Origin of the sequence: Blautia sp. KLE_1732_HM_1032, assembly GCF_025147905.1 — a bacterium.
Taxonomy (GTDB): Bacteria; Bacillota; Clostridia; order Lachnospirales; family Lachnospiraceae; genus Blautia_A; species Blautia_A fusiformis.
Map to the genome: position 1 here is coordinate 1,552,351 of NZ_CP102266.1, position 19,757 is coordinate 1,572,107.

General features: G+C 46.2%; 15 protein-coding genes and 1 tRNA gene. 13 read left to right on the top strand and 3 right to left on the bottom strand.

What is annotated here, in order from left to right:
• The first annotated feature begins 176 nt into the window (after window positions 1-176).
• The 7 genes from hemA (at window position 177) to NQ489_RS07380 (ending at window position 7,806) form a co-directional block, all read left to right on the top strand.
• On the top strand, window positions 177-1,406 hold the full coding sequence (hemA, locus tag NQ489_RS07350; protein ID WP_021653027.1) for a glutamyl-tRNA reductase: 1,230 nt from the start codon (window positions 177-179) through the stop codon (window positions 1,404-1,406).
• Window positions 1,396-1,887 (top strand): precorrin-2 dehydrogenase/sirohydrochlorin ferrochelatase family protein, encoded by a 492-nt coding sequence (locus NQ489_RS07355; RefSeq protein WP_015525267.1) that lies wholly within the window; start codon window positions 1,396-1,398, stop codon window positions 1,885-1,887. The genes hemA and NQ489_RS07355 overlap by 11 nt, the downstream gene beginning before the upstream one ends.
• A complete protein-coding gene (gene hemC / locus NQ489_RS07360) occupies window positions 1,874-2,767 on the top strand; it encodes a hydroxymethylbilane synthase (RefSeq protein ID WP_022426910.1) in 894 nt (297 codons plus the stop codon). Before NQ489_RS07355 ends, hemC begins: the two co-directional genes overlap by 14 nt.
• Window positions 2,764-4,269, top strand: a complete 1,506-nt coding sequence (gene cobA, locus NQ489_RS07365; protein WP_021653029.1) for a uroporphyrinogen-III C-methyltransferase — start codon at window positions 2,764-2,766, stop codon at window positions 4,267-4,269. The genes hemC and cobA overlap by 4 nt, the downstream gene beginning before the upstream one ends.
• Before the next feature lie 2 nt (window positions 4,270-4,271).
• Window positions 4,272-5,255, top strand: coding sequence for a porphobilinogen synthase (hemB, locus tag NQ489_RS07370; protein WP_022426908.1), 984 nt, complete (start codon window positions 4,272-4,274; stop codon window positions 5,253-5,255).
• The gene (gene hemL / locus NQ489_RS07375; protein WP_015525262.1) at window positions 5,255-6,535 is read left to right on the top strand and encodes a glutamate-1-semialdehyde 2,1-aminomutase; all 1,281 of its coding nucleotides are present in this window, start codon (window positions 5,255-5,257) and stop codon (window positions 6,533-6,535) included. The genes hemB and hemL overlap by 1 nt, the downstream gene beginning before the upstream one ends.
• Window positions 6,536-6,723: 188 nt before the next feature.
• Window positions 6,724-7,806, top strand: a complete 1,083-nt coding sequence (locus tag NQ489_RS07380) for a lactonase family protein (RefSeq protein WP_015525261.1) — start codon at window positions 6,724-6,726, stop codon at window positions 7,804-7,806.
• A gap of 128 nt (window positions 7,807-7,934) precedes the next feature.
• Here NQ489_RS07380 and aroC read toward each other — a convergent pair whose 3' ends face one another.
• Complete coding sequence (gene aroC / locus NQ489_RS07385; RefSeq protein WP_044962434.1) at window positions 7,935-9,029, bottom strand: chorismate synthase; 1,095 nt, start codon at window positions 9,027-9,029, stop codon at window positions 7,935-7,937.
• 226 nt (window positions 9,030-9,255) lie between these two features.
• On the opposite strand from aroC, the gene NQ489_RS07390 reads away from it, so the two are divergent.
• The 5 genes from NQ489_RS07390 (at window position 9,256) to ltrA (ending at window position 15,821) form a co-directional block, all read left to right on the top strand.
• Window positions 9,256-10,197 (top strand): magnesium transporter CorA family protein, encoded by a 942-nt coding sequence (locus NQ489_RS07390; protein ID WP_022426904.1) that lies wholly within the window; start codon window positions 9,256-9,258, stop codon window positions 10,195-10,197.
• A gap of 30 nt (window positions 10,198-10,227) precedes the next feature.
• On the top strand, window positions 10,228-11,118 hold the full coding sequence (locus NQ489_RS07395) for a hypothetical protein (RefSeq protein ID WP_021653034.1): 891 nt from the start codon (window positions 10,228-10,230) through the stop codon (window positions 11,116-11,118).
• A gap of 27 nt (window positions 11,119-11,145) precedes the next feature.
• Window positions 11,146-12,582: a pyruvate kinase gene (gene pyk, locus NQ489_RS07400; protein WP_021653035.1), complete on the top strand. Its 1,437-nt coding sequence runs from the start codon at window positions 11,146-11,148 to the stop codon at window positions 12,580-12,582.
• Window positions 12,583-12,634: 52 nt separating this feature from the next.
• On the top strand, window positions 12,635-13,924 hold the full coding sequence (locus NQ489_RS07405) for a diaminopimelate decarboxylase (protein ID WP_021653036.1): 1,290 nt from the start codon (window positions 12,635-12,637) through the stop codon (window positions 13,922-13,924).
• Window positions 13,925-14,429: 505 nt separating this feature from the next.
• Window positions 14,430-15,821 carry a group II intron reverse transcriptase/maturase gene (gene ltrA / locus NQ489_RS07410; RefSeq protein ID WP_021650934.1) on the top strand — a complete coding sequence of 464 codons (1,392 nt, stop codon included), beginning with the start codon at window positions 14,430-14,432 and terminating at the stop codon, window positions 15,819-15,821.
• Window positions 15,822-15,949: 128 nt separating this feature from the next.
• Here the strand turns inward: ltrA and NQ489_RS07415 are convergent, their stop codons facing one another.
• Together NQ489_RS07415 and NQ489_RS07420 are read right to left on the bottom strand one after the other, a co-directional pair.
• Entirely contained in the window at window positions 15,950-17,326 is a 1,377-nt protein-coding gene (locus tag NQ489_RS07415) for an MATE family efflux transporter (RefSeq protein WP_044962142.1), read from the bottom strand.
• Window positions 17,327-17,403: 77 nt separating this feature from the next.
• Window positions 17,404-17,485, bottom strand: a tRNA-Leu gene (locus NQ489_RS07420).
• A 221-nt stretch (window positions 17,486-17,706) separates the two neighbouring features.
• Between NQ489_RS07420 and ftsH the strand changes: the two genes are divergently transcribed.
• Complete coding sequence (ftsH, locus tag NQ489_RS07425; protein WP_015525255.1) at window positions 17,707-19,572, top strand: ATP-dependent zinc metalloprotease FtsH; 1,866 nt, start codon at window positions 17,707-17,709, stop codon at window positions 19,570-19,572.
• Window positions 19,573-19,757: the final 185 nt, after the last annotated feature.

A 19,757-nucleotide genomic window follows, 5' to 3' on the forward strand; every position in this document is an offset into this window, starting at 1 on the left:
TTATGGTGATTATGATAAACTCTTTATATTTCTCCGCTGGAATATAAAGATGATCCGCAATTTCTACCATAAGATATTATAAAAGGGAGGGCTGACATTGTCAATCGTAGTTGACTTTCCTTACGGAAATGTTTATCATTATAAAAGATTGTGGAAACAAAGGAGAAACGTAGGACATGAGTATATTCATGATTGGAATCGATCATAATATGGCACCTGTAGATGTCAGAGCGCAGTTTGCTTTTACCCGTAAAAATACCGGAGAGGCGTTGCGCAGGCTGAAAGAAGAAGCTGGGATCTGCGGGTGTATTATTCTGTCGACCTGTAACCGGCTGGAACTGTGGGTAAGTACTGCAGATGAGGAGAAGCCGGACCTGTATCAGTGGCTCTGCTCGTTGAAAGGTGTGCAGGGAGAACAATACCAGAAGTATTTTACCAGCAGAGAAAACGAAGAGGCGGTGGAACACCTGTTTTATCTTACCAGCGGACTGAAATCCCAGATCCTGGGGGAAGATCAGATCCTGACCCAGGTAAAAGATGCGTTGAGTATGTCAAGGGATGAGTTTACCACAGACAGTGTTCTGGAGGTGCTTTTCCGTATGGCGGTAACTGCAGGCAAGAAGATCAAAACGGAAGTGCCGTTTTCCCATGGAAATCCTTCTGTGATCCATCAGGCCATCCGTTTTCTGGAAGAGGGCGGTTATCATGTTCGCAATAAAGTCTGTATGGTGATCGGAAACGGTGAGATGGGGAAGATGGCTGCCCAGACACTGCGTGAAGCAGGAGCGGATGTGACGGTTACGATCCGTCAGTACAGAAGTGGTGTTGTGAGCATTCCTGTTGGATGCAGCAGGATCAATTATGGTGAGAGAATGGATTATCTGCCGGAGTGTGACCTGGTGGTCAGCGCAACAGCAAGCCCCAATTATACACTGACGGAAGAATTGTTTGAGGATGTACGTGTGGAACGACCTATGATCCTTATCGATCTGGCAGTTCCAAGAGATATTGATCCGGAGATCCGAAAAAAAGATAACATCACACTTTATGATATGGACAGCTTCCGAACCGGCGAGACACCGAAGGAACTTGCAGATAACCTAGAAGCAGCAGGAGCCATTGTGAAGGCCCAGATGAACGAATTTTTCCAGTGGCTGGAAGGTCGTGATATCATCCCGCGCATCCAGGAGATCAAAGCGGATGCTGTGGAAGATCTGAACCTGAGGATCGAAAAAATCTTCCGGAAAACTCCTATGGAGGATTCAGACAGAGAAAACCTGAAAAAAGCAGTGGATACTGCAGCCGGAAAGGTTGTGAACAAGCTGATCTTCGGGCTTCGGGACAGTCTGAACCAGGATGCTTTTCTGGAATGTGTGGAAGGACTGGAGAAACTTTATGAAGAATAAACCTTATTTCCCCATGTTTATAGACCTGTCCGATAAAAATATCGTTGTGGCAGGTGGTGGTAATATTGCTACCAGAAGAATAAAAACTCTTCTGAAATTTACAAGAAATATCACGGTAGTGGCTACAAAAGTGACCCAGGAGCTTATGGATCTCGGGAAAGCAGGAACCGTGACTCTGTATATCCGTCCCGTGAAACGTTCTGATTTTGCCAATGCATATATGGTGATCGCAGCCACCAATGACTGGAAGCTGAATGATGAGATCCACCGTGTCTGTAAGGAGGAGGGCATTTATGTTAATGTAGCCTCCGACCGGGAAGCCTGTGATTTTTATTTCCCAGGCGTATATATGCGGGATGAAATGGTAGTTGGAGTTACAGCCAGCGGACTGGATCACAAAAAAGCAAAGCGTGTAAGGGAAGAGATCCAGAATGCGCTGGAAAAAGTATTGGGAGAGCAGGATGAAGATGAAGAGAGATAAGATCGTGATCGGCAGCAGAGAGAGTAAGCTTGCAGTGCTGCAGAGCGAAATGGTCCGTGACTACATAAAAGAAAAAAATCCGGATCTGGAAGTGGAAATCCTCACTATGAAAACTACCGGGGATATCATTCTGGACCGTACACTGGATAAGGTTGGCGGAAAAGGGCTTTTTGTAAAGGAGCTGGATAAAGCACTGATAGATGGAAGAAGTATTCTTTCTGTACACAGCCTGAAAGATATGCCTATGGAGGTTCCGGAGGAGCTGCCGCTTCTGGCTTTTTCCAAAAGAGAAGATCCGAGAGACGTACTGGTTCTTCCTGAGGGAGCTTCTGAACTTGATAAAAGCAAGCCCCTTGGATGCTCCAGCTTAAGGAGAACCTTACAGCTTAAAAAACTGTATCCGGATATGGATGTCAGAAGTATCCGCGGAAATCTTCAGACAAGACTCCGGAAGCTGGATGAAGGACAGTACAGTGCATTGATCCTGGCTGCTGCCGGCCTTAAGAGACTTGGACTGGAATCCAGGATCAACCGGTATTTTACAGCAGATGAGATCATTCCGGCTGCTGGTCAGGGAATCCTTGCTGTACAGGGAAGAAAAGGGGAAGCTTATGATTTCCTGGAGGGCTACTGTGATAAGGATGCCTGGACCGCGGGAAGTGCGGAGCGTGCTTTTGTAAAGCTCCTGGATGGAGGGTGCTCTTCTCCGGTGGCTGCCCATGCGGAAATTCTCGGGGATGAGATCTATCTCAGAGGGCTTTATTATAATGAAAAAGACGGTTCCTATGTAACAGGAACACTGCGTGGCAATAAGGCAGATGCGGAAAGCTTAGGCAGGGAACTGGCAGAAACTCTTCGGAAAAAAGGAGAAAACAGATGAAAACAGGAAAAGTATGGCTGGTAGGAGCGGGTCCTGGCGATATCGGCCTTTTTACATTAAAAGGCCTCAAAGTGCTGGAACAGGCAGATGTGGTCGTCTATGACAGTCTGGTAGGTCAGGGAGTTCTGTCAAGAATCCCGGAAAATGCCAGGCTGATCAATGTAGGCAAACGTGCCAGTCACCATATCATGCGTCAGGAAAATATCAATCAGGTACTTCTTGAGGAGGCACAGCGGGGTCTTCGTGTGGTGCGCCTGAAAGGCGGAGATCCATTCCTCTTTGGAAGAGGAGGAGAGGAGCTGGAGCTTCTTCGGGAGAATGGGATCCCTTATGAGGTTGTTCCGGGTGTTACTTCCTCCATTGCAGTACCGGCATATAACGGGGTTCCGGTAACACACAGAGATTTCTGTTCTTCAGTCCACATCATTACAGGACATAAGAGGGCCGGAGAAGAATATGATATAGACTTCCGGGCACTTGTTGATACAAAGGGAACGCTTGTATTTCTGATGGGCGTGTCCGCACTTCCGGATATCTGCGAGGGTCTGATAGGTGCAGGAATGGAAAAGGACATGCCTGCGGCAATCCTGCAGAAGGGAACTACAGCAGGTCAGAAACGGATCGTAGCAACAGTTTCTACCCTGGAAGAAGAGGTGAAACGCCAGGGGATCGAGACACCGGCGATCATTGTGGTGGGTAAGGTATGTACACTGGCAGAGAAGTTTGGCTGGTATGAAGAACTGCCGCTTTCAGGATGGAAGGTCCTTGTCACAAGACCGAAGGAGCTTGTTTCCAGAACTGCGGACATGCTTCGTGAAAAAGGCGCGGAGGTTCTGGAGCTTCCGGCGATCCGTACTGTCCCCATGGAAGACCAGAGCCGTCTCTATAAAGCGCTGGATCACCTGGAGGAATATCAGTGGCTTGTATTTACCAGCCCTACAGGTGTAAAGGTATTTTTTGAAGAACTGATCCGCCATGGAAAAGATATCCGTGCCATGGGAAATGCCCGTCTGGCCGTGATCGGGGAAGGAACAAAAAAGGCCCTGAAGGAAAGAGGTCTGCTGGCAGATTTTGTGCCGTCGGTATATGACGGGGATACTCTTGGAAAGGAACTTTCAGAGCTTCTTTCCGGTGGAGAAAAGATACTTATCCCGCGGGCAGAAAAGGGTAATGAAAAGCTCACCGCATTTCTTGCACAGGCAGGCGCTGTGGTCGAGGATGTTCCGACTTATCAGACTCTTTACGAAAAGAGCCAGCTCATCGATGAGAAGAAGGAATTTGAAACAGGACAGATCAGCTGTGCGGTGTTTACAAGTGCCTCCACTGTGAAGGGATTTGTAGAGGGAACAAAAGGACTGGATTATTCAAAGGTTAAGGCGGCCTGCATCGGCAGACAGACGAAGGCGGCTGCTGAGAGCTTTGGAATGAAAGCATATATGTCAGAAAAAGCCACCATTGACAGTCTTGTCAAGCTGGTGGAGGATATGAAAAGGAGCGAATGATCATGGAACTGACAAAAAGACCAAGAAGATTAAGAGGTAGCGAAAACCTTCGTAAGATGGTACGTGAGACAAGAATGGATAAATCTTCTCTTATGTATCCTATGTTCGTAATGGAAGGAGAAAATAAGGAAGAAGAAATTCCGTCCATGACCGGGCAGTACCGTTACAGCCTGGACCGTCTTCCGTATAAACTGGAACAGCTTTCCAAAGCCGGTGTAGGCAGTGTGATGTTTTTTGGTATTCCTGACCATAAGGATGAAGTGGGCAGCGGTGCCTATGATCCGGAGGGGATCGTTCAGAGAGCTCTTCGCATTGCAAAAGAGAAATTTCCGGAGCTTTATTATGTAACAGATGTATGTATGTGTGAGTACACTTCCCATGGCCATTGCGGCGTTCTCTGCGGTCATGATGTGGACAATGACAAGACGCTGGAGCTTCTTGCAAAAACAGCACTTTCCCACGTGGAGGCAGGTGCAGATATGGTTGCTCCGTCTGATATGATGGATGGTCGTGTTGCAGCGATCCGTCAGTGTCTGGACAAGGCCGGACATTATACAACACCGATCATGTCCTATGCAGTAAAATATGCTTCTGCATTTTATGGCCCGTTCCGTGAGGCAGCAGATTCTGCTCCGTCTTTTGGGGACAGAAAAAGCTACCAGATGGATCCTCACAACAGCAGAGAAGGGCTGAAAGAGGCACTTGCAGATGTGGAAGAGGGTGCAGATATCATCATGGTAAAACCGGCTCTTGCATACCAGGACATGATCTGGCAGGTAAAGGAGATCACAAACGTTCCGGTTGCCGCATACAGTGTCAGTGGTGAGTATGCAATGGTAAAAGCAGCAGCTGCAAACGGCTGGATCGACGAAGAAAGGATCGTGGGTGAGATGGCTACAGGAGCATTCCGTTCCGGTGCGCAGATCTATCTTACCTATTATGCGGAGCTTCTGGCAAGACTTATGGATGAAGGGAGGATCGGCTGATGACAAGATCAGAACAGTTATTTGAGCGTGCGGTAAAAAGAATCCCGGGAGGCGTAAACAGCCCGGTAAGATCTTACGGAGCCATCGGTGAGGCACCTCGTTTTATTGAAAAAGCAGATAAATGCTACATCTATGATGTAGATGGAAACCGTTATGTGGATTACATTGATTCCTGGGGCCCGATGATCCTGGGACATAATTTCCCGGAGATCCGCGAGAGTGTGATCAAGGCCTGCGAAAATGGCCTGAGCTTTGGCTGTGCTACAGGAATCGAAGTAGAGATCGCAGAATTTATCTGTGAACATATTCCACATGTAGATATGATCCGTATGGTAAACTCAGGAACAGAAGCTGTTATGAGTGCCATCCGTGCAGCAAGAGGTTTTACCGGAAAAGACAAGATCATCAAATTTGCAGGTTGCTATCACGGACACAGTGACTGCCTTCTGGTAAGTGCCGGTTCCGGTGTCATGGCAAGTGGTATTCCGGATAGCGCCGGTGTTCCGAAGGGCTGTACACAGGATACCATGACGGCTACCTACAATGATGCCGCCAGTGTGGAAGCACTTCTCAAACAGGAAGAGGGAAATGTGGCAGCCGTGATCGTGGAGGCAGTAGGAGCAAACATGGGTGTGGTTCCTCCGAAACCAGGCTTCTTAAAGCGGCTTCGTGAGCTTTGCGATGAGCATAATTGTCTGCTGATCTTTGATGAAGTGATCACAGGCTTCCGACTTGCCTTTGGCGGAGCAGCAGAGTATTTTGGTATCCGTCCGGATCTTGTCACTTACGGGAAAATAATCGGCGCAGGAATGCCGGTAGGTGCTTATGGCGGACGTAAGGAGATCATGGATCTGATCTCACCGTGTGGTCCTGTATACCAGGCAGGTACCTTAAGCGGAAACCCGGTTGCCATGGCTGCAGGTTTCACACAGCTGAAATATCTCTATGAGCATCAGGAAATCTACAAAGATCTGGCTGCCAAAGGTGAGAAGCTTTACGGCGGCTTGAAGAAGATCGTGGAGGAAAAAGGTCTTCCATATCAGGTAAACTATGATTCTTCTCTGGCAAGTATTTTCTTTACAGACCAGGAGGTAAAAGACTATGTTTCTGCAAAAACATCCAACCTGGAGCTTTTTGCAAAATATTTCAAGGGAATGCTGAAACGAGGCATTCATCTTGCACCTTCCCAGTTTGAGGCGATGTTCCTTTCCACAGCGCATACAGATGAAGTAATTGATGAAACTCTGGAAGCAATGAGAGGCGCTTTGGGAGATCTGTAAAGAGGCGTAATGGATGCGCAGGAGCCGATCCATTTGCGTGGATTATGTGTGAACGCCATAGTGAACGGTAGCTTTGCATAAAAAATTGCACAAAAGATAACAGGATGGTAACTTGTTCTTGCAGAAGCTTTGTGATAAAATAAACACAAAAATACGTAACCAATGTAAAAAGCAGGAGGCCAGAACTTATGGGAAAAAAGAAGTACGTGGCTTACGTGGGAACATATACCCATGGAACCAGTAAGGGAATTCAGGTATACGATGTAGATGTAGAAAAAGGAACACTCACAGAACGAAGCGAAGTGGAAGTTAGCAATGCTTCTCATCTGGCAGTATCAAAAAACGGTAAATATCTGTATTCCATTGAGGATGAGGGTGTAGCTGTATTTGAAAGAGACAAGAACGGTGATCTTACCCGCCTCAACAGTGTGGATATCAACGGAATGCGAGGCTGCTATCTTGCAACAGATGTGGACGGAAGATATCTTTATGTGGCAGGGTACCATGATGGTAAGGTAACGGTTGTACATACACATAAAGACGGCCGTCTGGGAAGTGTTATGGACGGCGTTTTCCACAAGGGACTTGGAAGCGTGGCAGAGCGTAACTTCCGTCCGCATGTTAATTGTGTACGTCCGACACCGGATAATAAGTATCTCTGTGCGGTAGATAATGGTATCGATCAGGTTAAGATCTATCGTATCAATAAGAAGAAAGACAAACTGGAGCTGGTTGACATTCTTCGCTGCCCGAGAGAGAGCGGCCCTCGTATCATCCGCTTCAGTGATGACGGAAGATTTGCATATCTTCTTTTTGAGCTCAGCAATGAGGTGAAGGTATACAGCTATGACGGAAGCGGTAAGAACCCGGAGTTTCAGCTGCTTCAGAGCATTACCACTCTTGGAAAAGAGGATTCCAATGATGCGCTCCATAACGCAGCTTCCGGTATGTCTCTTTCTGCGGACGGTAAATATCTTTTCTGTACAACAGCAGGGGAAAATACTGTGACTATGTATGCAGTAGACCAGGAAACAGGCCTTCTGACCAAGAAATTTACACTTCCGATCAGTGGTGATTACCCGAAGGATCTTATGATCTTCCCGGATAACAAGCATATTGCTATTGCCAATCATGCCAGCAACAGTATTACCGTTTTCACTGTGGATTATGAAAAGAATATCATCATGATGAACGAAAAACCGAGAAAGATCGAGACACCGAACTGTATCCATATCTGGCCGGTACCGGATACATGGGAGCAGTTGGATTAAGAACAGGATTGATCAAAGTAAGTCTTGCACAGGCAGACAAAAACAGGCTCAGGGACGAGTAGGAACTTTCCCTGAGTCTGTTTTTTTGCGCATTTATATTTTTTTATCTGACAGGTCAAAATGTGAAATTACCGCTGATAAAATTCGTGGATATGATCCATCCGTGCACTCATATTGTTAAAAAGTGCATCTGTAATGGTAAGTGCTGCCATAGCTTCCACAACGACTACTGCACGCGGTACGATCACCGGATCATGCCGGCCCTTGATCTCAAGCTCCAGGTTTTCTCCGGTGTTGGTCACAGTAGACTGAGACTGACTGATGGAAGGAGTAGGTTTGATATGTGCACGGAGAATGATATCGCTGCCGTCACTCATACCGCCCATAATACCACCTGCGTGGTTGGAAGTTTTGGAAATAATGCCGTCTTTTTGTACAAAACCGTCGTTGTCTTCGGAACCGGTAAGACGTGTCACGTTGATGCCGTCACCGATCTCAACAGCTTTTACAGCACCAATGGACATGATCGCATGAGCGAGGGTAGCATCCAGCTTGTCAAAAACCGTATCGCCCAGACCGGCAGGAACGTTTTTGATGCGGCATTCGATCACACCGCCGGCACTGTCCTGACTGTTCAGACATTGTTCGAGATAGGCAGATGCCTTTGCGGCTGCATCGGCATCTGGCATGCAGAGTGCATTATTTCGGATCTCTTCTTCTGAGAAGGACCGGATCTCTACAGGACCGATGGATCTTGCGTAGGTAGTAAATGTAATGCCAAGTTCGTTTAACAGCTTGATGGCAATGGCACCGGCTGCCACACGTCCGGCGGTTTCTCTTCCGGAGGAGCGTCCACCTCCACGGTAATCACGGAATCCGTATTTCTGGTCAAAGGTAAAGTCTGCGTGACCGGGACGATAGGAGTATGCGATATTTCCGTAATCTCTGGAACGCTGATCTGTATTGCGGATCAGAAGAGAAATTGGAGTACCGGTAGTCTTTCCTTCAAAAACTCCGGAAAGGATTTCCACCAGATCTCCTTCCTTACGGGCAGTTGTATAACGGCTCTGACCGGGCTTTCTCCGGTCAAGAAAAACCTGGATATCTTCTTCGCAGAGAGAAAGACCTGCGGGACAGCCGTCGAGAACGGCGCCGATAGCCTTGCCGTGAGATTCTCCCCAGGTGGTAACCACGAATTTTTTTCCGAATGATGACTGACTCATTTGTATAACTTCCTTTCGTTGGAATTCTGGAATCATTATATAGGAAGCCGGAAAAAATGTAAAGAACGTGGAAGGCAGAATGAATTTTTATGTAAAGATCATGTAAAATTATTTAAAAGCTCTTTTAAAAAGAAAAGGTATGAATTGACAAAGCTATTTTGACTATTTATAATAAAAAAGAATTTTGCCCTGGCAAAAGAAAAGCAAGAGAAGGGAAGTGGGAATCGTGGTAAGGATTTACAAGACAATAGACGGAGCCATCCACCAGATACAGGAACCGGAGGAAGGCTGCTGGATTGCGCTGACGAATCCGACGGCAACAGAGATTTTTGAATTTTCCGAGAAGTTTGATATAGAGGTTGACGATTTACGATCCCCTTTGGATGAGGAAGAACGGTCACGTATCGAAGTTGAGGATAATTATACACTGATCCTGGTTGATGTTCCTATGATCGAGGAACGTAATGACAAGGATTGGTATGGGACAATACCGCTTGGCATTATTGTGACGGGGTCTATGATCTTTACCATCTGTCTGGAGGACACACCGGTTCTTACCAGATTTATGGAGGGAAGAGTCCGGAGCTTTTTTACCTATATGAAGACCCGTTTTATCTTTCAGATCCTTTACAGAAATGCGAGCATGTACCTGCGTTATCTGCGTATCATTGACAAAAAAAGTGAGCAGGTGGAAGAAAAACTGCATCTTTCCACAAGAAATGAAGAGCTGATCGAGCTTCTGGAGCTGCAGAAATCCCTGACTTATTTTATCACATCACTCCGGTCCAATGAGGTTGTGCTGGAGAAGCTTCTGAAGATAGACAGCATCAAGAAATATCCGGAGGACACCGATCTTCTGGAGGATGTCATCACTGAGAATAAGCAGGCGATCGAAATGGCCAATGTGTACAGCGGTATCCTGAACGGAACTATGGATGCTTTTGCATCGATCATCTCCAATAATATGAATATCGTTATGAAGGTACTGGCGATCATTACTATTGTCATGAGTATTCCGACTATTGTGTTCAGTGCTTACGGAATGAATGTGGCTGGTTCCGGTATGCCCTTATCAAGGAGTCCATTGGGATTTCTGATCATTATCCTGATTTCTGTGGCAATCAGTGTTGTGGCAGCGATCATTCTTTCCAAGAAGCGATTTTTCTGATTTTCAAAAGTTTTCTGAAAGGAGATTTTAATGAAATTTATCGACAAACTGGAACGTAAATTCGGAAGATTCGGGGTTCCGAATCTGACTGTTTACATCATCGGATGTTATGTGCTGGGGTATTTTCTGGCTATGTTTGCTCCGGGAGTTTTGAATATGCTGAGTCTTGATATGTCCATGGTCATGAAGGGACAGATCTGGAGACTGGTGACATGGGTGATCTATCCGCCGTCCAGTGTGGGAGGAACCGGCAATCTTGTGATGTTCCTTCTCGCAATCTTTTTTTTCTATTATCCGATCGGTACTTCACTGGAACGTACCTGGGGAACTTTCCGGTACACATTGTATATTTTTTCAGGTGTTTTGTTTACTGTGATCGCAGCAGTGCTTTTACATGTATTTACAGGTGGTTATGTGGTTATGAACGGGATCGCCTATTCTTTTGGCGGAAATATTTTTACCACATATTATATCAGTCTTTCTATTTTCCTTGCCTATGCAGTCACATATCCGGATCTTCAGCTACTTCTTATGTTTGTGATCCCGATCAGGATGAAATGGATGGCCTTTGTATACGGACTGTTCATTGCGTGGGATATCGTATCTTATCTTCGAGTCGGGCTTTGGGTAGGTGTAGTACCGATCGTAGCATCACTTTTAAACTTTGTGATCTTTTATTTCAGTACCCGTGATATGAACCGATACAATCCGAAGGAGATCCACAGGAGGCAGCAGTTTAAGAAGGCTGTGGCTCCTTCCAGAACAGGGTCCGGTCCGGATGGGATCGCCAAGCATAAATGTGCGATCTGCGGACGTACCGAAAAGGATGACCCAAACCTGGAGTTTCGTTTCTGCTCAAAGTGCAACGGAAATTATGAATATTGTCAGGATCATTTATTTACACATAAACACGTACAGTAAAACGCACAAACGAAGGAGAACATTATTATGAAAAAAACTAAGATTATCTGTACACTTGGACCTGCCAGCAATAACAGGGAAACTCTGAAGGCTCTTATGGAGAATGGAATGGATATTGCCAGATTCAACTTTTCTCACGGAGACCACGAGGAGCAGAAGGGCCGTGTAGATATGATCAAGGAGCTTCGTGAGGAGCTTGATATGCCTATTGCCATGCTTCTTGACACAAAGGGACCGGAGATCCGTACCAGACTTTTAAAGGACGGACAGAAGGTTAAGCTGGAAGCGGGAAAACAGTTTGTACTTGGAATTGGCGATTTTGAAGGCGACAGCACAAAGGTTGCTATCACATATGAGACACTTTACAAGGATGTAAAACCGGGAAACAGAATCCTCATTGATGATGGTCTGATCGAGTTGGAGGTTAAGGCGATCAAGGGAACCGATATTGTTTGTGATATCTTAAACGGTGGTGAGCTGGGAGAGAAGAAGGGTGTAAATGTTCCCTATGTAAAAGTAAATCTTCCGGGAATCACAGAGCAGGATAAAAAGGATATTATCTTTGGTATCGAGCAGAAATTTGATTTCATCGCGGCATCTTTTGTTCGTTCCGCAGAGGTGATCCGTGAGATCCGTAAGCTTCTGAATGATAATGGTGGAAAGGATATCGGTATTATCGCGAAGATCGAGAATGCAGAGGGTGTTGAGAATATTGATTCCATCATTGAAGCATCTGACGGTATCATGGTTGCCAGAGGAGATCTTGGTGTGGAGATTCCTGCAAGCCAGGTACCTCACATTCAGAAGGAGATCATCCGTAAGTGTAACGAACATTATACACCGGTTATTACAGCAACACAGATGCTTGATTCCATGATCCGTAATCCGCGTCCTACACGTGCAGAGGTAGCTGATGTTGCCAATGCGATCTACGACGGAACCGATGCGATCATGCTTTCCGGAGAGACAGCAGCTGGGAAATATCCGGTTGATGCTCTTAAGATGATGGCAGATATCGCAGAGATGACAGAGCCGCATCTGGATTATAAAGTGTTTATTGAACATCGTTCCATGGACGGAAGAGAGAAGATCTCCAGTGCAGTGGCACTTGCAACGGTGCGTACTGCAAAGAACCTGAAGGCGAACGCTATCGTAACACCGACAATGAGTGGAAATACAGCCAGACTGATCTCCAATTTCCGTCCGAAGGTTCCGATCTATGCGATCACACCAAACTCAACCATCCAGCATAAACTTCAGCTGATCTGGGGTGTAACACCTCTGAAAGGATATCAGAGAGATACCACGGACCATATCATGTCTCAGGCTATGAATGTTGTCCGCAGCCGTCATCTGATACATAAAGGAGACCTTGTTGTATTTACAGCAGGAGACCCTGCGACCAACATGACAAACGGTCGTGGTGCAGTGACAAATATGATGCACGTGATCGAGGCAGAATAAGACTGAGTTTTCTTCGGGAACAGCAGTCGGAAAAACAGGAGATGCAGTTATTATGAAAAAAGAACCATTTGTGACACTTGAGAAACTTAACGAAATTACTGAAAAGTTTCCGACACCCTTCCATCTCTATGATGAGAAGGGGATCCGTGAGAATGCAAAAGCCCTGAAAGAGGCCTTTGCATGGAACAAAGGATTCAAGGAATTTTTTGCGGTAAAGGCAACACCGAATCCATATCTGATCAATATTCTGCAGCAGTATGGCTGTGGCTGCGACTGCTCCTCAGAAACAGAGCTTATGATGGCCAAGGCAGTAGGCTGCAAAAAGGGCGATATCATGTTTTCTTCCAATGACACACCGGAGAAAGAGTTCAGATATGCAGATGAGATTGGTGGGATCATCAACCTTGATGACATCACACATATTGAGAGCGTAGAGAAAGCTCTCGGAAAAATCCCGGAAGTGATCAGCTGCCGTTACAATCCAGGTGGAGTATTTAAGATCAGTAACGGTATCATGGATAATCCCGGAGATGCAAAATACGGAATGACTACCGAGCAGATCTTTGACGCATTCCGTATCCTGAAATCCAAAGGTGCCAAAGAGTTTGGAATCCATGCATTCCTTGCAAGCAACACAGTGACCAATGATTATTATCCAATGCTTGCAAAGGTTATGTTTGAGCTTGCCGTGAAGCTTCAGAAGGAGACAGGTGCACACATTAAATTCATCAACCTTTCCGGTGGTATCGGAATTCCTTATAAACCGGATCAGGAGCCAAATGATATCCGTGTGATCGGTGAGGGTGTCCGCAAGGTTTATGAAGAAGTACTTGTTCCGGAAGGAATGGGTGATGTTGCGATCTATACAGAGCTTGGCCGTTTCATGATGGGACCGTATGGCTGCCTTGTCACAAAAGCAATCCATGAGAAGCATACACATAAAGAGTATATCGGCGTAGATGCCTGTGCAGTAAATCTGATGCGTCCGGCTATGTATGGTGCTTATCATCACATTACGGTTATGGGTAAGGAGAACGAGCCGTGCGATCATAAATATGATGTGACAGGTTCCCTCTGTGAGAATAATGATAAATTTGCCATTGACCGTATGCTTCCGAAAATCGACAAGGGAGATCTTCTTGTGATCCATGATACAGGTGCTCATGGTTTTGCAATGGGTTATAACTACAATGGTAAACTGAAATCTGCAGAGATCCTTCTTCATGAGGACGGCAGCTTTGAGATGATCCGTCGTGCCGAGACACCGAGAGATTATTTTGCAACCTTTGACTGCTTCCCTGTTTTTGAGAAACTTCTTCAGGATGAAGACGAACTGAAATAAAATAGCGGAAATATATAAAAACAGCCCTCTATGCATCTTGGTAATGATGCATAGAGGGCTGTTTTATGTGTGCGCCCGGCGGCGCACGTTTCTAACGGGGGCAAGTCCCGAATCCGCCTGGTAGTGGGAGGGATATAGCCGAAGGCAAGGGTGTCCATCGTGAGGTGGAATCTGAAGGAAGCCGGATGTGGGAATAAACTAACCACGGGCAAATCTCTGGTCTGACGAACAGAAATCACATATAAGGTTTTGCATGAGGGTAAGGCTGCACAACAAGTCAAAGCCCAATAACTACACGGAATCATGCGGAATAGATGTGGCAGATAGATGGAGAGAAAGAAGCGTGTGATACCCGGGGAGGTCTGCGCGACATGCCTCGAAAGAGGTAACCACTGCCAAAAGCAGTGCTGAACGCACAGAAGTCAGCAGAGGTCATAGTAGCCGAGAGGTGAAGGACTGAATCAATAGGAGTCTCAAGTATGACCCGGAAAGGAGAAATGAGCAGATGGATGCAGAAAACAAGGAAAGCTGCTTGCAGAGAGATAGCGCGGAACGTAAAGGGTATGTAAGAGCGCACCGCTCATTCAACCGGATATGGAAAGAAAGGGACAGTGCAGAGCCGGATATCTTAGGTAAGATACTGAATAAGGACAACCTAAACAGAGCTTACAAAAGAGTGAAGGCAAACAAGGGAGCGCCGGGAGTAGATGGGATGACCATTGAAGAGGCGTTCCAGTGGATAAAGGAACATAACCACGAACTGACAGAACAGATTCGAAAGGGGCATTATACCCCATCGCCTGTGAGACGAGTGGAAATTCCCAAATCAGACGGAGGAGTACGAAAACTTGGTATTCCGACTGTCATAGACCGTATCATCCAACAGGCAATGTCACAACAGCTGATACCGATTTATGAGCCAAAGTTTTCGGATGGAAGTTTCGGATATCGTCCGGGACGGAGTGCGAAAGACGCAGTTCAGAGGATAGAGGAGTATGCAGAACAGGGATATACAAAAGCAGTAGTCCTAGACCTGTCAAAGTATTTCGATACACTGAACCATGAGTTACTTGTAAATATCCTGCGCAGAGATGTAAAGGATGAACGTGTAATACAGATGATAAAGAGGTATCTTAGAAGTGGAGTGATGGAAAACGGTGTAGTCATTAAGACGGAAGAAGGATCACCACAGGGAGGAAATCTCTCCCCACTGTTAGCCAATGTATATCTTAACGAGTTTGACCAGGAGTTCAACAAAAGAGGAGTACCGTGCATTCGCTATGCAGATGATATCGTATTGCTAGCGAAGAGCGAACGTGCATCCGAACGGTTGTTGGAAAGCAGTACGAAATATCTGGAAGGGACACTGAAACTAAAGGTGAACCGAGAGAAAAGTCGTACGGTCAGTGTGTTTGCAATAAGAAATTTTAAGTACCTTGGCTTCTGTTTCGGGAAGAGCGGAAAAGGAATCTATGTCCGTGTCCATGGAAAGTCATGGAAGAAAGCCAAGGAGAAGCTGAGAAAGCTCACTTCCCGGAGCAGGTGCGGAAGTATAGTAAAGACCATGGAACGTATAAAAGAATATATGCGAGGATGGCTGAACTATTACAGTATGGCAGACATGAAAAACAACGTCGAAAGGCTGAACAGGTGGCTGTATCGAAGGATACGAATGTGTATCTGGAAACAGTGGAAACTGCCAAAGACACGAAAACGGAAGCTGATGGGGTTGGGAATGCCAGAATGGGCAGCCTGTGAAGGAGCCTACAGCCGAAAAGCTTATTGGAGAATGGCAAATGCAGGAGTGGTCAAACGAGCACTAACAAAAGAAAGACTGATAAACTGGGGCTTTTATGATTTAGCCACAGCCTATCAGTCCATGCACGTCAACTATTGAAACCGCCGTGTACCGAGCGGTATGCACGGTGGTGTGAGAGGACGGCGGTTAGTCACCGCCTCCTACTCGATTTAAGTATCTGGTAGGCATAAGATCGCGAGCAGGGCGGAAGGTGGTCAAATGCAGGGTTACTGCTTCCGGCTGCCGGAGATTTCTGCCAAGGCTTTTCTAAACTCAAAGAAAAACAGGATGGCAGTAAATGTAACGGCTAGGATATCCGCAACCGGCTCGGCCATATAAACTGCATTTGTCCGGTCAGCACGGAAAATATTGGGCAGGATATAGATCAGCGGGATGACCAGAATAAATTTCCGGACAATAGCCACAATGATGGAATCTTTGGCTCTGCCAAGGGAGATAAAGGTCATCTGGCAGGCAATCTGGATACCAAAGATAAACACAACTGCCATATAGATCCGGAGCGCTGTTTTTGTGAAAGCAAGTAATGTACTGTCCGAAGTAAACATTCCGGCAAAGATCTGCGGGAAGATCATAATGATCAGCCACAGGATCACGGAATAAGAAACACTTGTTTTTATAAGAAGCTTAAATGTAGAACGTACACGTTTTTCGTTACGTGCACCATAGTTGTAGCTGATGATAGGCTGTGCACCCTGACCAAGTCCCTGAAGAGGAAGCATGGCAAACTGCATGACGCTGGTAAGGATAGTCATGGCTCCTACTGCAACATCCCCGCCGTATTTTAAGAGTGAGGAGTTGTAGCAGACAGAGATAACGCTTTCACTGAGCTGCATGACAAAGAGAGAAGAGCCAAGAGCCATACAGGGCAGAATGATATCGGCTTTCAGTTTCATGGTGCTTTTCCGAAGCTTCAGGAAGGTCTTTTTTCCAAAGAGGAAGGAGAGGACCCAGATGCAGGAAAATGCCTGGGAGATCACTGTTGCCAGAGCAGCGCCCCGGACACCCATGTGGAATCCGAAAATAAAAACCGGATCCAGAATAATGTTGGAGATCGCACCAATCAGTACGGAGAGCATTCCGGTTTTTGCGAATCCCTGGGCTGTGATGAAATTATTCATGCCAAGAGTCAGCTGTACAAAGATAGTTCCTACTGCATAGATATTCATGTAACCAACCGCATAGTCGATGGTGTTTGCACTGGCGCCGAATGCAAGGAGAAGGCTGCGGTTTCCGAAAAACAGGATAACAGTCAGGATCAGGGAGATGATGATCTGCATGGTGAAGCAGTTTCCGAGAGTCTGTTCGGCTTTTGTAGTGTCATTTTTACCCATAAAGATGCTGGCTCTGGGAGCACCTCCGTTTCCGACAAGAGCAGCAAAGGCAGATACGACCATAATAAGCGGCATACAGACACCTACACCGGTAAGGGCAAGAGCACCCTCTCCGGGAATATGACCAATATAGATACGATCGACGATATTGTAGAGCATATTGATGAGCTGTGCGGCAACGGTAGGAAGTGCAAGCTGCAGAAGAAGCTTTCCGACAGACTCGGTTCCTAAAAAGCTTTTGTCTTTTTCCATTTTTTTATTCCTTTCGTGTTTTTTGATAGTATATAATAAAGACCTGACAGATTTCTCCGTCAGGTCTTTTATGCGAATGCCGCTGGCCGGACTCGAACCGGCACGGATCGCTCCGCTTGATTTTGAGTCAAGTGCGTCTGCCAATTCCGCCACAGCGGCATAACCATTTATTATAATAGCACAGTATCAGGTGGCTTGCAAGGATTTTTTCAGAATAAAGGTATTATTTGGAAATATTTTTAATTCTAAAAAGTTTATGAAATCGGATGAGGCATCCTTGAAATTGACTGAAAAAAGTGGTAGAGTGTACTACAAGGCTGTACCACCTGATATAGCACTGTGGATATAGCAATATACTATAAGATAACGGAGGAGACTGCATGAATCTGAATTCAAAAAAACCAGAGAAGCGGCCGCTGTATGTATATTACATTATTGCGGTCGTAATTATTGTTTTGCTGAATGTTTTTGCTCTTCCTGCTCTTTCTGAGAGAAGTGTAAAAGAGACCGATTACACCACCTTCCTGAAAGCTGTAGACAGAGGAAAAGTATATGAAGCAACTATTAATTCTGATTATATCTATTATACGATGAAGGTAGATGGAAATGATGTCTATTGTAAGACGGTATCTGTAGAGGATCAGGATCTTGTATCCCATCTTTACGATGCGGGCGTAAGTATAGAGGGTACTGCACCGCAGAGACAGTCCCTGCTTTTATCTCTGATCCTGGGATATGTACTCCCGATCGCAATCTTTATTCTCCTGGGACGCTGGCTCAGCAAGAAGATGATGAGTTCCATGGGAAACGGAGGACCGGGAGGAATGATGTCCTTTGGCAAAAGCAATGCCAAGGTTTATGTGAAATCCTCTACGGGAATCAAATTTTCAGATGTTGCCGGTGAGGATGAAGCCAAGGAGCTTTTGACGGAAATTGTAGATTTCCTTCATAATCCGGAGAAATACAGAGAGATCGGTGCCTCCATGCCGAAGGGTGCCCTTCTTGTAGGCCCTCCCGGAACCGGTAAAACTCTTCTTGCCAAGGCAGTTGCCGGTGAGGCGGAGGTTCCGTTTTTCTCAATTTCCGGTTCGGAATTTGTGGAGATGTTTGTGGGTATGGGTGCTGCCAAGGTCCGTGATCTTTTTAAACAGGCCAATGAGAAGGCACCATGTATCGTATTTATTGATGAGATCGATACGATCGGTAAGAAACGTGACGGCTCCGGAATGGGCGGCGGAAACGATGAGCGTGAGCAGACACTGAACCAGCTTTTGACAGAGATGGACGGTTTTGACGGTTCCAAGGGTGTTGTGATCCTGGCAGCTACCAACCGACCGGATTCCCTTGACCCTGCACTTCTTCGTCCGGGACGTTTTGACAGAAGGATCCCGGTTGAGCTTCCGGATCTTCAGGGGCGTGAGGAAATCCTGAAGGTTCATGCCAAGAAGATCAAAATTGCGGATACAGTCCGGTTTGATGAAATTGCCAAGGCGGCAGTCGGTGCCTCCGGTGCGGAGCTTGCCAATATTGTCAACGAGGCAGCTCTCCGTGCAGTCCGCGACGGACGGAAATTTGCCACACAGGCGGATTTTGAAGAAAGCATCGAAGTTGTTATTGCCGGATATCAGAAAAAGAACCGTGTACTTTCCAATAAGGAAAAGCTGATCGTTTCCTATCATGAGGTTGGTCATGCACTGGTTGCTGCCAAGCAGACAGATTCTGCACCGGTCCATAAGATCACGATCATTCCACGTACCTCCGGTGCACTGGGATATACCATGCAGGTAGATGAGCAGGAACATTTCCTGATGACTAAGGAAGAACTGGAGAATAAGATCGCTACATTTACAGGCGGCCGTGCAGCGGAAGAGCTGATCTTCCATTCCATTACTACCGGTGCCTCCAATGATATTGAGCAGGCGACCAAGATTGCCAGAGCGATGATCAGCAGGTATGGTATGAGTGATGATTTTGACATGGTTGCCATGGAAAATGTAAGCAATCAGTATCTTGGCGGAGATGCAAGTCTAACCTGTTCCTTTGAGACGCAGACGCTTTTGGACAAGAAGGTTGTGGAGCTTGTAAGACGGGAGCATGAAAAGGCTACGAAGATCCTGACAGATAATATCGGAAAGCTCCATGAGATTGCCAAGTATCTGTATGAGCATGAGACGATCACCGGTGAGGAGTTTATGAAGATCTTGAATGAAGCGCCGGTGGAGATTGAGAATACACAGGAAAATTAAATATGTTGGCGGGAGGGACGCCGAAGGGAATACTTCTGTATGGTCTTCGGCTTCCGTTGGGCGTTAGTTCTAAGACCCTGAAAATCTGCTAAAACCATTAAAAAAAGTTCGGAACTCGCGGCTTGTTGCCGCTCAGACAGCCGAACTTTTTTTAATAACGCAGATTTAACGCAGATTTTTAGAAC

Excerpts from the sequence above, each read along its gene's own strand:
- hemA (WP_021653027.1), top strand. The coding sequence starts at position 177 with ATGAGTATATTCATGATTGGAATCGATCATAATATGGCACCTGTAGAT.
- NQ489_RS07355 (WP_015525267.1), top strand. The coding sequence starts at position 1,396 with ATGAAGAATAAACCTTATTTCCCCATGTTTATAGACCTGTCCGATAAA.
- hemC (WP_022426910.1), top strand. The coding sequence starts at position 1,874 with ATGAAGAGAGATAAGATCGTGATCGGCAGCAGAGAGAGTAAGCTTGCA.
- cobA (WP_021653029.1), top strand. The coding sequence starts at position 2,764 with ATGAAAACAGGAAAAGTATGGCTGGTAGGAGCGGGTCCTGGCGATATC.
- hemB (WP_022426908.1), top strand. The coding sequence starts at position 4,272 with ATGGAACTGACAAAAAGACCAAGAAGATTAAGAGGTAGCGAAAACCTT.
- hemL (WP_015525262.1), top strand. The coding sequence starts at position 5,255 with ATGACAAGATCAGAACAGTTATTTGAGCGTGCGGTAAAAAGAATCCCG.
- NQ489_RS07380 (WP_015525261.1), top strand. The coding sequence starts at position 6,724 with ATGGGAAAAAAGAAGTACGTGGCTTACGTGGGAACATATACCCATGGA.
- aroC (WP_044962434.1), bottom strand. The coding sequence starts at position 9,029 with ATGAGTCAGTCATCATTCGGAAAAAAATTCGTGGTTACCACCTGGGGA.
- NQ489_RS07395 (WP_021653034.1), top strand. The coding sequence starts at position 10,228 with ATGAAATTTATCGACAAACTGGAACGTAAATTCGGAAGATTCGGGGTT.
- pyk (WP_021653035.1), top strand. The coding sequence starts at position 11,146 with ATGAAAAAAACTAAGATTATCTGTACACTTGGACCTGCCAGCAATAAC.
- NQ489_RS07405 (WP_021653036.1), top strand. The coding sequence starts at position 12,635 with ATGAAAAAAGAACCATTTGTGACACTTGAGAAACTTAACGAAATTACT.
- ltrA (WP_021650934.1), top strand. The coding sequence starts at position 14,430 with ATGGATGCAGAAAACAAGGAAAGCTGCTTGCAGAGAGATAGCGCGGAA.
- NQ489_RS07415 (WP_044962142.1), bottom strand. The coding sequence starts at position 17,326 with ATGGAAAAAGACAAAAGCTTTTTAGGAACCGAGTCTGTCGGAAAGCTT.
- ftsH (WP_015525255.1), top strand. The coding sequence starts at position 17,707 with ATGAATCTGAATTCAAAAAAACCAGAGAAGCGGCCGCTGTATGTATAT.